We start from the raw sequence: 12,536 nt of genomic DNA on the forward strand, positions 1-12,536 counted from the left end.
CTGGCGCAGGCAATTCTAACAGCGTGGGCAATCGTTTGCGAGTGGTGATGTCAAACGCCCTCCCGGCTTTTGTTGTCCAGCCTTTATTTCGCTTAACGGTTGATCAGGATCAGCTATTTTCGTATGGCGCAGTAAATAAAAGGGGTTATAATCTCGCGATTTTTTTGCGCAATTAATGCTACTTGGGGAGAATAATGATGAAGATCGTTGAGGTAAAGCACCCGCTTGTGAAACATAAATTAGGTTTGATGCGTGAAAATGATATCAGCACCAAGCGTTTTCGTGAATTGGCCTCTGAAGTGGGAAGTTTACTGACCTACGTAGCAACCGCCGATCTGGAAACTGAAAAGGTCACCATCGAGGGATGGTGCGGTCCGGTGGAAATTGAACAAATCAAGGGCAAGAAGATCACCGTGGTGCCTATCCTGCGCGCGGGCCTGGGCATGATGGACGGCGTGCTGGAAAACGTGCCCAGCGCGCGTATCAGCGTGGTCGGCATGTATCGCGATGAAACCACCCTGGAGCCGGTGCCTTATTTCCAGAAGCTGGCCTCGAGCATCGACGAGCGCATGGCGCTGGTGGTCGATCCGATGCTGGCCACCGGCGGCTCGATGATCGCCACCATCGACCTACTGAAGAAGGCTGGCTGCAAGAGTATCAAGATATTGGTCCTGGTGGCGGCGCCCGAAGGTATCGCGGCGCTGGAAAAAGCCCATCCCGACGTCGAGCTGTATACCGCGGCCATCGACAAGGGGCTTAACGAGCACGGCTATATTATGCCGGGCCTCGGCGATGCGGGCGATAAACTCTTTGGCACCAAATAAAATCAAGCCGGCCGGCAGGCCGGCTTTTTTTTGCTTCTCACTTTAAGGAAACTCAACATGACCCGTCGCGCCATCGGTGTTGATGAACGCCCGCCACTACTGCAAACCATCCCGCTCAGCTTTCAGCATCTGTTCGCCATGTTCGGCGCCACGGTGCTGGTGCCGATTTTATTTAAAATCAATCCGGCCACCGTCCTGCTGTTTAACGGCATCGGCACCTTGCTGTACCTGTTTATCTGCAAGGGCAAGATCCCGGCGTACCTGGGTTCCAGTTTTGCCTTTATATCGCCGGTGCTGTTGTTGCTGCCGCTGGGCTATGAAGCGGCGCTGGGCGGCTTTATCGCCTGCGGCGCGCTGTTTTGCGTGGTGGCGCTGATCGTCAAGGTCGCCGGTATCGGCTGGATTGACGTGGTGTTTCCGCCGGCCGCCATGGGCGCCATCGTCTCGGTAATCGGCCTGGAACTGGCCGGCGTCGCGGCCAATATGGCGGGGCTGCTGCCGACGGAAGGCGCGCCGGTGGCGAGTTCCACCATTATTATTTCCCTGGTGACCCTGGGTGTTACCGTGCTGGGATCGGTGCTGTTTCGCGGCTTCCTGGCCATTATCCCGATCCTGATCGGGGTGCTGGTGGGCTACGCGCTGGCCTGGGCGATGGGCGTGGTGGATTTATCCCCGGTCGCCGCCGCCCATTGGTTCGCGCTGCCGACCTTTTATACCCCGCGCTTTGAGTGGATCGGCATCCTGACCATCCTGCCGGCGGCGCTGGTGGTGATAGCCGAACACGTCGGCCACCTGGTGGTGACGGCCAATATCGTCAAAAAAGATCTGTTGCGCGATCCCGGCCTGCATCGCTCGCTGTTCGCCAACGGTTTTTCCACCATGCTGTCCGGATTTTTTGGATCGACGCCCAATACCACCTACGGCGAGAATATCGGCGTGATGGCCATTACCAAGGTCTACAGTACCTGGGTTATCGGCGGCGCGGCTATCCTCGCCATCCTGCTTTCCTGCGTCGGCAAGCTGGCGGCGGCCATCCAGGCGGTGCCGGTGCCGGTAATGGGCGGCGTTTCCCTGCTGCTCTACGGGGTGATTGCCGCCTCGGGCATCCGGGTGCTGATCGAATCGAAGGTGGATTATAATAAACCGCAAAATCTGATCCTGACCTCGGTTATCCTTATCATCGGCGTCAGCGGCGCCAAAATCCATCTGGGCGCCGCCGAACTGAAAGGCATGGCGCTGGCCACCGTGGTGGGTATCGGCCTGAGCCTGCTGTTCCGGGTCATTACCCTGGTGCGCGGCGAAGAAGTGATTATCGAGGCGACCGAACTCCCGGCTCCCGAATCCGCCGAAAAATAACCTCGCGCCCACGGGTGTACGGATAACCCGCGGCCGGTGCCCGGCGGTGAAGCAATACGCCGCCGCGGCCATTCTATGATAAACTAGATCGGTTCCCGCCCGTATGCATAGAGGTCTTTCTGAACACGCCGGCACAGCTTTCCTTACCGCTTTATCTCCCCGACGATGAAACTTTCGCCAGCTTTTATCCGGGCGAAAACAGGTCGTTGCTGGCGGCGCTGCACAGCATGCTGGCGCAGGAACACGGCAGCTACCTTTACTTTTGGTCACGCAAGGGGGGAGGCCGCAGCCATCTGATGCACGCCGCCTGCGCCGAACTTTCCCAACGGGGGGAGGCGGTGGGGTATGTGCCGCTGGATAAGCGCACCTGGTTTGTGCCGGAGGTGATGGACGGCATGGAGCAACTGGCGCTGGTCACCATCGACAACATCGAATGCATCGTCGGCGACGAACCCTGGGAAATGGCCATTTTCAACCTGTACAACCGCATCCAGGAAACGGGCCGCACCCGGCTTATCATCAGCGGCAACTGTCCGCCGCGCCAGCTGAACCTGAATTTGCCCGATCTGGCCTCGCGCCTGGACTGGGGGCAGATTTACCGCCTGCAGGCCCTCTCCGATGAGGAAAAAGGGGCCGCGCTGCAGCTGCGGGCCCGGCTGCGCGGTTTTGAGCTGCCGGAAGATGTCAGCCGTTTTTTGCTCAAACGGCTGGAGCGGGATATGCGCACGCTGTCGCATACGCTCGATCAGCTCGATCACGCCTCCATTCGCGCACAGCGCAAGCTGACCATTCCCTTCGTCAAAGATATCCTTAATCTGTAACGGCCGCGCGCCGGATAAGCAACGCACCGTGCCCGGCCCGGCGCAATGCTTATGACTTCTGGAAGGGTTTAAAGCGTTTTTGCATCTGGCGCAGCTGGTCGATGCGCGCGTCATAGCGCGCCTGCTGCAGGCTGCCGAGCTTAACCTGCGAGCTGGCGCTGCTTAACGCCCGCACCGCCTGATCCAGCTCGCCGTTCAGCGCCAGGCTTTCGGCGCGCGCCGCCAGTTCCTGATCGCGCAGTCCCTGGCCGGCGTTGGCCTGCGCCAGCAGGTCCCAGCCGTTGGTGTCGTCGGGATGATTAAAGGTGTAGCGGTTAAGCAAACGGCTGGCATCGGCAAAACGTTTCCCCTCCACATAGGCGTTCGCCAGGTTAAGCAACAGCACCGGATTCGCGTTGTTGTCCTGGACCTTCACCAGCGCCTCCAGGCGGGTAATGGCCCGGGGAGCCTGCTGTTGCGCCAGATCGATATCGGTCATCAAATCCACGAACCAGATATTGGCCGGCTGTTTGGCCAGCAGGGGTTGCAGCGCCCTGCGGGCGTCGTCGTATTTTTTCGCCTGGTAGAACAGGATGGCCTGGCCGTACTCGGCGGCAAGCTGCTGGCGCGCGTTGCCTTTTTTCCAGGCGGCGATCAGATCGTCGTCCAGCACGATGCCGCCCGAGCCGTACATGCCGAGGATACGCGCCTTGGCCAGATAAAAATCCTGCGACGAATCGATGACCAGATGCTTCATCTGGTTCGCCCGGTTGCGGATGTCCGACAGGCGGCTCATCGGCAGGGGATGGGTGAGCAGCATTTCAGGCGGCGCGGTGGAGTAGCGCACCCGATCGGAAAGCTTTTGCAGAAAGTCCGGCATGGCCTGGGGATCAAACCCGGATCGTTGCAGCACCTGGATGCCGATACGATCCGCTTCCTGTTCGTTCGCCTGGGTGAAGCTGATCATGCCCTGCTGGGTGCCGGCGATGGTGCCGCTCAGGGCCGCCATGCCCATTTGCGGATTGGCCATGGTCAGTAATATCGACCCCAGGGCGCCGGCCCAGGTCAGGGGAGCGTTGCGCTTCTGGTCTTCCATCGCCCGCGCCAGATGGCGCTGGGTGACATGGGAAAGTTCATGGGCCAGCACCGAGGCCAGCTCGCTTTCATTGGCGGTATAGTAGAACAGGGCGGAATGCATCACCACATTGCCGCCGAAAAAGGCGAAGGCGTTCAGCTCATCGCTGTGGATCAGGAAAAAATGGAATGGCGTACGCACCGAATTGGCATGCGCCACCAGCACGCCGCCCAGATGATTGATGTAGGCGTTGAGGAGGGGATCGTTAATCAGCGGCGCGCCGCCCCGCATCTGGCGGACATAAAAATCCCCCATCTGCATTTCCTGGTCGATGCTGAGCGTGCTGCCGGCGGTGGTGCCCATATCCGGCAGCTGGTCCTGCAATTCGTCGGCCAGCACGGGCTGCCCGCCCGCGACCATGGCGGTCAACAGGCCGGCGACAAGACTTTTTTTCATCCATGTGTACATAAACTATCCAACCTTAACCTGGGTGATATCACTTGGACAGCCAGGGCCGGAAAGTGTTCTCACCGCTGGCGCGCCCGGTGTACGGGCACAGCGGACCCGGCGGGGCTACGCCTCCTGCAGATAAGCCAGCACGATGTCATGGTGGTCGCTGGTCTTGAAGTCGTCGAAGACTTTTTCAATCCTGCCGTCCAGTCCCACCAGGAAACTGATGCGATGGATGCCGTCGTAGGTTTTGCCCATAAACGATTTTTCGCCCCAGACGCCGAATTCCTCGGCCACCTGATGATCCGCATCGGACAATAAGGTGAAATTCAGCAGCTCTTTTTCGGCGAAGCGCGAGAGTTTCTCCGGTTTGTCGGTGCTGATGCCCAGCACTTCCACACCCGCTTTTTTCAGCTGGTCCATATTGTCGCGCAGTCCGCATGCCTGGACGGTACAACCGGGCGTCATGGCTTTGGGATAAAAGTAGACCAACACTTTTTGTCCCTGGAAGTCGGTCAGACTGACCTGTTCGCCGTCCTGATCGGGCAAACTAAATTTCGGTGCGGTATCTCCGGCTTTCAGTGGCATCATTAACATACTCCATCTTTCTCTTGATTCTGTGGATGATTCACAATGCTAATACTGCCTTGCGCATTCAGTTCTGTACAGAGCTGATGAAACCTATCTTCGATCTGTTCCACCGGCCAGCCGGAGGGACCGTGCGCGGTAATCTGGATATTCAGGCGCGGCGGCGCGTCGCCCCGCGCCGGCTGGGTCTTGGAGGCCAGCTCCGCGATATTCATGTGCTGGCTGTCGAACAGATCGGTAAAACGCTCGATTAAATGCGGCGAGTCCTGCACATCGACCTTGACCCAGACGGTATTCGGCGTCGCCTGCTGCTCGCCGGCGTTGGTGCGTTTCATGACAATCAGCAGGTCCAGCTCGGCGCCCTTGAGCGGCAGGGTGGATTCGATCAGGGTAATCGCATTCCAACTGCCCGACAACAGCATGATAAGCGTAAACTCTTCACCCAGCATGGCAAGACGGCTATCTTCAATATTGCATCCACAGCTGCTGACGTGACGGGTAATGGTATTGACGATACCGGGACGGTCGGTGCCAAGCGCAGTAATGACCAGATAGTGTTGTTGTGACTGTGGCAAAATGGTGCTTCCTGTCATGGCTGATGTGATTTACATGGTAACCCTAAAAAAAACCTGCTGCCAAGGGCTTACATGGCCGATGTTTGCTTGCTTTTGGATAGGTGACAAAAGTACCATGAATAACCTGTTTGTGGAGGGGATGGTCAATGTTTACGGGAAGCTTTATTGGCAGCATAGTTGCGCTGGTTACACCAATGGATGACAAGGGTGCCGTCGATTGGGTAAGTCTAAAAAAATTAATCGATTATCATGTGGCCAGCGGGACGTCGGCTATCGTCTCCGTCGGGACGACAGGGGAATCGGCGACGCTGAGCCATGACGAACACGGCGAAGTGGTGATGCGCACCCTGGAGTTAAGCGACGGGCGCATTCCGGTTATCGCCGGCACCGGCGCCAATTCCACCGCCGAGGCGGTCAGCCTGACGCAGCGCTTTAACGATAGCGGCGTGGTCGGATGCCTGACGGTGACGCCTTATTACAATAAACCGACCCAGGAAGGGTTGTTCCAGCACTTCAAGGCGATTGCCGAACACACCGATCTGCCGCAAATCCTGTATAATGTGCCGGCGCGTACCGGGTGCGATATGCTGCCGCCGACCATCGGGCGTTTATCGAAAATCAAGAATATCGTGGCTGTTAAGGAAGCGACGGGGAACTTAAACCGCGTCAGCCAGATCCAAGAGCTGGTTGATGAGGACTTTATCCTGTTGAGCGGCGACGATTCCACGGGTCTGGACTTCATGCAACTGGGCGGCAAAGGCGTGATTTCCGTCACGGCCAATATCGCCGCGCGGGAAATGGCGGAGCTTTGCGCTCTGGCGCTGCAGGGCAATTTTGCCGAAGCGCGCCGCCTGAACCAACGCCTGATGCCGCTACATCAGAAATTATTTATTGAATCCAACCCAATTCCCGTTAAATGGGCCTGTAAAGCATTGGGATTAATGGCAACCGATACGTTACGTTTGCCGATGACGCCGCTGACCGAGAATGATAGCCGTGTTGTTGAGCAAGCTTTAACGGATGCCGGTTTGCTATAACTCTGTTAGGGAGAATTGATGGCTTATTTATTGCAAAAGTCGATGGTGGCAAAAGTGGTGGGCGCGTCGTTGTTCATGCTGCTTGCGGCCTGTTCCAGCGATCAACGTTACAAACGGCAGGTCAACGGCAACGAAGAATACCTGAAAGCGCCGGCGCTGCGCCCGCTCAACAGTCCATCAGGGATGATCCTGCCGGTGCAGACCGGGGATTACGAAGTGCCCGTCGCGAACGCCCGCGGGAACGTGGGCAAGGGACTGGATATTCGTCCTCCGGCGCAGCCTTTGGCTTTGCTTGATGGTTCCCGCTCGCAATATACGGGCGATACCGCGGTCATCCAGCTTGAAAACAGCGCGCAAACCCGCGACCTTTGGTCCAAGGTGGTCGCTGTGGTGCAAAGCAAAGGTTACACCATCGCCTCCCGCCAGGACGGCAGCCAGACGCTCAATACCGATTGGGTGCAGTGGACGCGGGCCGACGAGGACGTGCAATACCGCGGCCGTTACCAGGTCAGCCTGCGCACCGAGGGCTACCAAACCTCGCTGATGGTTAAATCCTTAGGGCTTGAGCAGCAGGGCAATCCGGTCAGCGCCCCGGCTATCGTACAGCGCTATACCGTCGCCATGCTGAACAGCGTGGCGCAGGGGATTGAACAGCTCGACAGCGACCAGGCAAGTAAAATCGCCTCGGGCCAGACGGCGGATCTGAGCGTTATCAGCGGCGCCGACGATTCCGGCCTGCCGTTGCTGGTGGTGCGTTCCCCTTATGCCGTGGTATGGCAACACCTGCCGGCGGCGCTTGAAAAAATCGGGATGAAGGTCAAGGATACCAGCCGTCCGCTGGGCACTATTTCCGTGACCTATGATGCGCCGGGCAGCGGCACCTGGGACGACCTGGGCGTCAAGGATCCGGATCTTCTTAACGGCGACTACAAGCTGCAGGTCGGCGATCTCGGCAACCGCAGCACCTTGCAGTTTACCGATCCGAAGGGCCATACCCTCGCCCAGGCGCAAAACGACGCGCTGGTGGCGGTGTTCCAGGCGGCGTTCAGTAAGACATCGAGTAGGTAATATCAGGGGCTAACGCCCCGTTGTATTTGCTGGCCAACCTTCGTAGGCGTTTGTAGCGCCAGGATGGGCAAGGTGAATAAAGGTAGCGCGCCAGGGATGGCGCGCCCGAGCCGGCATGGACGTATTGACGGCGGCTTGATGAACTTCTACCCGCGGGCAGCGGTTTGTTAGCAAACAGAGGGCCTACGCCCTTTTTTATTTTTAGTCTGCGTTATCTGCCACTGGAGTAAAAAAGATGCAAAAGTTAGCTGAGTTGTATCGCGGAAAGGCGAAAACGGTCTATACCACCGCCGATCCGGATTTGCTGATTCTGGAATTCCGCAACGATACGTCAGCGTTAGACGGTCAGCGCATTGAGCAGTTCGAGCGCAAAGGCATGGTTAACAATAAATTCAACTATTTTATCATGACCAAACTCGCCGAAGCCGGGATCCCGACGCAAATCGTGCGTCTGCTTTCGGATACCGAAGTGCTGGTGAAAAAACTCGCCATGGTGCCGGTCGAGTGCGTCGTGCGCAACCGTGCGGCGGGCTCCCTGGTGAAACGCTTGGGGATAGAGGAAGGGCTGGTGCTCAATCCGCCGTTGTTCGATATGTTTTTGAAGAACGACGCCAAACACGACCCGATGATCAACGAGTCCTACTGCGAGACCTTCGGCTGGGCCAGCGCACCGCATCTGGCGCGCATGAAAGAACTGACCTACCGGGCCAATGACGTGCTGAGTAAAATATTTGACGATGCCGGCCTGATCCTGGTGGATTTCAAACTTGAGTTCGGCCTGTTTAATGGCGAGGTGGTGCTGGGGGATGAATTTTCGCCGGACGGCAGCCGCCTGTGGGACAAAGCCACCCTCAATAAGATGGATAAAGACCGTTTTCGCCAGAGCCTGGGCGGGGTTATCGAAGCCTACGAGGAAGTTGCCCACCGTATCGGCGTAACGCTGGACTAACGACGCAATCGTTTCCCTGCCGTCGCCGCGGCCTGCCGACCGAGGCGACAGGCATGCCGCGTCATGCCGTTTTTCCCGCGCGCGCCTGCGGACGGCGCCGTCCAAAACGGCATTTTGTGCTATCCTCCACGGTATAACTAAACAGCCGTAGGTAAGCGTATGCGTTGGCAAGGACGTCGCGAAAGCGATAATGTTGAAGACAGGCGTAATTCATCTTCCGGCGGCGGTGGCGGCATGCGCATCCCGCTGCGCGGCAAGACGGGCGTGGTGGTGCTGATCGTGGTGGTGGTGGCCGGTTATTACGGCATCGATTTGACGCCTTTGCTTACCGGCGGCGGCCAGTCCGTGCAGCAGTCGTCACCGCAGCGCGCCAGTCCCAATGACGACGAGGCGGCCAAATTTACCTCGGTGATGCTGGCCACCACCGAAGATACCTGGAAAGAGATTTTCCAGCGCACCGGCAACACCTATGCGCCGCCTAAGCTCGTCATGTACCGCGGCGCCACGCAAACCGGTTGCGGCACCGGCCAGTCGGTGATGGGGCCCTTTTATTGTCCCGCCGACAGCACGGTCTATATCGATCTGTCGTTTTATGATGAAATGAAAAATAAACTCGGGGCCGGCGGCGATTTTGCCCAAGGATATGTGATTGCCCATGAAGTGGGGCATCATGTCCAGCATCTGCTGGGCACCGAGCAAAAGGTCAGGCAAATGCAGCAGGGCGCCACGCAGCAACAGATCAACCAGCTTTCGGTAAAAATGGAGCTGCAGGCGGATTGTTATGCCGGCGTGTGGGGCAACGCCATGCAAAAACAGCAGATCCTCGAGACCGGCGATCTGCAGGAGGCGCTGAACGCGGCCACGGCGATCGGCGACGACCGCCTGCAGCAGCGCGGACAGGGCAGGGTGGTGCCGGACAGCTTTACCCACGGCACGTCGCAGCAGCGTTATACCTGGTTTAAACGCGGTTTTGACACCGGCGATATGAATCAATGCGATACCTTTGCCGGTCGCTAAAGGACTCAGCAGGGACTACACCATGACATTTCTGGATCCTACGCTGCTGATTTTGCTGGCGCTGGCGGCGCTGGGCATTATCAGCCACAACAACACCGTTACGGTGGCGATCCTGGTATTACTGATTATCCGCATTACCCCGCTGAGCCATTTTTTCCCCTGGGTGGAAAAACAGGGGCTGACGCTGGGCATCATTATCCTGACCATCGGCGTCATGGCGCCCATCGCCAGCGGCACCATTTCCGCCGGCAGCGTCATGCACTCCTTTCTGCATTGGAAATCACTGCTGGCAATCCTTATCGGCGTGGCGGTGTCCTGGCTGGGGGGGCGGGGCGTGTCCCTCATGGCCCACCAGCCTTCGGTGGTGGCCGGGTTGCTGGTGGGAACGGTGATGGGCGTGGCGCTGTTTCGCGGCGTGCCGGTCGGGCCGCTGATTGCCGCGGGCATACTGTCGCTGTTGATTGGCAAAACCTGACATGGACAGGGCGGCTCCCGGCGTGACGGACCCCTGGCGCGCGGCGACGGCCCGAATGCGGCGCGCCGGCGTGCGCCGTTTGCTGGTGGTAAGCGGCGACGCCGAATGGAGCCTCGCGCAGGCGCAGATGCTGCGCGGCCGGTTGCCCGGGGACTGGCCCTGGATTGGCGCGCCGCCGGAGGACTGGCCGCTTTGCTGCTCGCCCGCCGCATTCAGGACGCTGTTGGGGCGTGAATTCAGGCACGCGGTGTTTGACGCGCGCCACGGCCTGGCGGTCGACGCGCTGGCGGCGCTGGCCGGCACGCTGCGGGCCGGCAGTTGGCTGGTGCTGCTGGTGCCCGAATGGGCATCCTGGCCAACGCGTCCCGATATCGATTCCCTGCGCTGGAGCGAACGTCCCATACCCATTGCAACCCCCCATTTTGTGGCGCATTTCCGGCAAAGCCTGTTGGCCGACCCCGGCGTGGCGCTGCTGCGCCAGCACCAGCCGCAGGACGCTATTTTTACGCCGCAGCCGGCGCTCCCACGCTGGCGGCCGCCGGCACCGGGGCCTACCGATGAACAGCGGGCAGTATTGTCCCGGCTGCAGGCGGCTAAAACCGGTATTTTTGTCCTGACCGCGCCGCGCGGACGCGGCAAATCGACCCTGGCCGGGATGCTGGCGGCGCGCAGCGAAGGACACTGCTGGGCGACGGCGCCCGCCAAAGCCACGGCCGAGGTCCTGGAGCGGCATGCCGGTCACCGTGTCCGCTTTTTCGCGCCCGACGCCCTGCTGCTGCAGTGCCGCCATCATCCGGCGGCGGACTGGCTGCTGGTGGATGAAGCCGCCGCCATTCCCATGCCGCTGCTACGGGAACTGCTGGGTTATTTCCCCCGGGTATTATTGACCACCACCGTGCAGGGCTACGAAGGCACCGGACGGGGTTTTCTGCTTAAGTTCTGCGCAACGCTGCCGAGATGGCATCACCTTACCCTGGAACACCCCCTGCGCTGGGCCAAAGACGACCCGCTGGAGCGCTGGCTGGGCGCGGCGCTGCTGTTCGCCGAGCCGGCGGAGCGGGACGCCGCGCCCCCTGACGCCGCCCCGGCGCTGATCCGTCCCGCCCGGGAACACTGGTTGTCCCATCCCCGGGAATTACAGGCGTTCTACCAGTTGTTGGCCAGCGCCCATTACCGTACCACCCCGCTGGATTTACGCCGGTTAATGGATGCGCCGGGGCAGTATTTTATTGCCGCCCGGTCGGGCGATCGCTTAACCGGCGCGCTCTGGTCGGTGGCGGAGGGCGGTTTGCCGCCGGCGCTGGCCCATGAGGTCTGGGCGGGAAGAAGGCGCCCGGCGGGCAGCCTGGTCGCCCAATCGCTGGCGGCGCACGGCGGCCTGTGGACGGCGCCCTGCCTGCGATCGCGCCGCATCAGCCGCATTGCGGTGACCGCGGCCGGGCGCCGCCGGGGGTGGGGACGGCAGCTGGTAGCGTGCATGGTGGCCGGGGCCGCGCCATTGGATTTTGTCTCGGTCAGCTTCGGGCTGACCGCCGAGCTGTGGCGGTTCTGGCAGGCGGTGGGATTTCATCTGGTGCACATCGGCACCCATCGGGAGGCCAGCAGCGGGTGCTACAGCGCCATGGCGCTCTATCCGCTCAGTTCCGCCGGTCATCGGCTGGCGGCGCAGGGCGCGGCGCTGTTAACGCGTGATGGTGTTATCCACGCAGACGCCTTCCATGCCGCCGGCGCCGGCGGCGGACACGGTTGCGCACGGCCGGCCGCCGACGAGCTGGATGATGACGACTGGCGCAACCTGGCCGGGTTCGCGTTTGCCCGGCGAACGCCGGAGGCCTGCCGCATGTCGCTTAGCCGGTTGCTACGCCGGTCGGACTTGCCGCTGGCGGCGTTGCGGTTATGGCTGGAGCAACGGCTTGACGTCAACGCTATCGTGGAGCAAACGGGATTAAGCGGTAAAAAGGCGGTGATAACACGCTGGCGGGAGGAGACCGCGCGGGCGCTGGAAGATATCAGTAGCGACACTTGCCGCCGCTGGCGTGACTGGAGCGCGCCCGGCGGGCACCTTCAAGGGGCGTGACGCAGCAAGACCCGTCGCCTCTTCACGCGACGGAACCTGCCGTTATCCCAAACCGTTATGGTTTCTTTTTCGGCCAGTCGTCGTCGTCCCATTTTGCGTTGTTGTCGCGGTGCGGCGGCAACTCGGGCTTGTCTTTCAGGTAGCGTTTCACATCTACGCGGCGCAACTCTTTAATGCCGCTTATCAGCATACCCGCCAGGATAATTAAAATAATCCACCAGTAGTCCGCCAGCCAATGCATATCC

At 60.0% G+C, this 12,536-nt stretch carries 13 protein-coding genes; 9 read left to right on the forward strand and 4 right to left on the reverse strand.

Translation table 11 applies throughout. The annotated features are described in order from the left end of the window. Nucleotides 1–197: 197 nt before the first annotated feature. The 3 genes from upp (at nt 198) to hda (ending at nt 3,001) form a co-directional block, all read left to right on the forward strand. Complete coding sequence (gene upp / locus ACL2XF_RS01845; RefSeq protein ID WP_162368174.1) at nt 198–824, forward strand: uracil phosphoribosyltransferase; 627 nt, start codon at nt 198–200, stop codon at nt 822–824. 57 nt (nt 825–881) lie between these two features. After that, the gene (gene uraA / locus ACL2XF_RS01850; RefSeq protein ID WP_410014084.1) at nt 882–2,180 is read left to right on the forward strand and encodes a uracil permease; all 1,299 of its coding nucleotides are present in this window, start codon (nt 882–884) and stop codon (nt 2,178–2,180) included. 107 nt (nt 2,181–2,287) lie between these two features. Continuing rightward, nucleotides 2,288–3,001: a DnaA inactivator Hda gene (gene hda, locus ACL2XF_RS01855; protein ID WP_410016754.1), complete on the forward strand. Its 714-nt coding sequence runs from the start codon at nt 2,288–2,290 to the stop codon at nt 2,999–3,001. Between the two features lie 49 nt (nt 3,002–3,050). Here the strand turns inward: hda and ACL2XF_RS01860 are convergent, their stop codons facing one another. The 3 genes from ACL2XF_RS01860 to ACL2XF_RS01870 all read right to left on the reverse strand — a co-directional run bounded on the left by ACL2XF_RS01860 (nt 3,051) and on the right by ACL2XF_RS01870 (nt 5,686). Beyond that, nucleotides 3,051–4,523: a M48 family metalloprotease gene (locus ACL2XF_RS01860; RefSeq protein WP_410014085.1), complete on the reverse strand. Its 1,473-nt coding sequence runs from the start codon at nt 4,521–4,523 to the stop codon at nt 3,051–3,053. Nucleotides 4,524–4,628: 105 nt separating this feature from the next. Then, nucleotides 4,629–5,096 (reverse strand): thioredoxin-dependent thiol peroxidase, encoded by a 468-nt coding sequence (bcp, locus tag ACL2XF_RS01865; protein WP_413727895.1) that lies wholly within the window; start codon nt 5,094–5,096, stop codon nt 4,629–4,631. Then, complete coding sequence (locus ACL2XF_RS01870) at nt 5,096–5,686, reverse strand: glycine cleavage system transcriptional repressor (protein WP_413723395.1); 591 nt, start codon at nt 5,684–5,686, stop codon at nt 5,096–5,098. Before ACL2XF_RS01870 ends, bcp begins: the two co-directional genes overlap by 1 nt. Before the next feature lie 128 nt (nt 5,687–5,814). Here ACL2XF_RS01870 and dapA point away from each other — a divergent pair, with 128 nt between their 5' ends. The 6 genes from dapA to ACL2XF_RS01900 all read left to right on the forward strand — a co-directional run bounded on the left by dapA (nt 5,815) and on the right by ACL2XF_RS01900 (nt 12,291). Further along, nucleotides 5,815–6,705: a 4-hydroxy-tetrahydrodipicolinate synthase gene (dapA, locus tag ACL2XF_RS01875; RefSeq protein WP_410014088.1), complete on the forward strand. Its 891-nt coding sequence runs from the start codon at nt 5,815–5,817 to the stop codon at nt 6,703–6,705. 18 nt (nt 6,706–6,723) lie between these two features. Beyond that, nucleotides 6,724–7,773 carry an outer membrane protein assembly factor BamC gene (bamC, locus tag ACL2XF_RS01880; protein ID WP_413727896.1) on the forward strand — a complete coding sequence of 350 codons (1,050 nt, stop codon included), beginning with the start codon at nt 6,724–6,726 and terminating at the stop codon, nt 7,771–7,773. Nucleotides 7,774–8,008: 235 nt separating this feature from the next. Continuing rightward, nucleotides 8,009–8,722, forward strand: coding sequence for a phosphoribosylaminoimidazolesuccinocarboxamide synthase (gene purC / locus ACL2XF_RS01885; RefSeq protein ID WP_410014090.1), 714 nt, complete (start codon nt 8,009–8,011; stop codon nt 8,720–8,722). A 159-nt stretch (nt 8,723–8,881) separates the two neighbouring features. Continuing rightward, nucleotides 8,882–9,739: a neutral zinc metallopeptidase gene (locus ACL2XF_RS01890; RefSeq protein ID WP_410014091.1), complete on the forward strand. Its 858-nt coding sequence runs from the start codon at nt 8,882–8,884 to the stop codon at nt 9,737–9,739. Nucleotides 9,740–9,761: 22 nt separating this feature from the next. Beyond that, complete coding sequence (locus ACL2XF_RS01895) at nt 9,762–10,214, forward strand: DUF441 domain-containing protein (protein WP_331117787.1); 453 nt, start codon at nt 9,762–9,764, stop codon at nt 10,212–10,214. A 55-nt stretch (nt 10,215–10,269) separates the two neighbouring features. Continuing rightward, nucleotides 10,270–12,291 carry a tRNA(Met) cytidine acetyltransferase TmcA gene (locus tag ACL2XF_RS01900; RefSeq protein WP_413728752.1) on the forward strand — a complete coding sequence of 674 codons (2,022 nt, stop codon included), beginning with the start codon at nt 10,270–10,272 and terminating at the stop codon, nt 12,289–12,291. Nucleotides 12,292–12,346: 55 nt separating this feature from the next. Here ACL2XF_RS01900 and ACL2XF_RS01905 read toward each other — a convergent pair whose 3' ends face one another. Then, entirely contained in the window at nt 12,347–12,532 is a 186-nt protein-coding gene (locus ACL2XF_RS01905; protein WP_413727897.1) for a YpfN family protein, read from the reverse strand. Between the last annotated feature and the right edge of the window lie 4 nt (nt 12,533–12,536).

The organism is Sodalis sp. RH19 (assembly GCF_047324215.1).
In the GTDB taxonomy this organism is placed as follows: Bacteria; Pseudomonadota; Gammaproteobacteria; order Enterobacterales; family Enterobacteriaceae; genus Acerihabitans.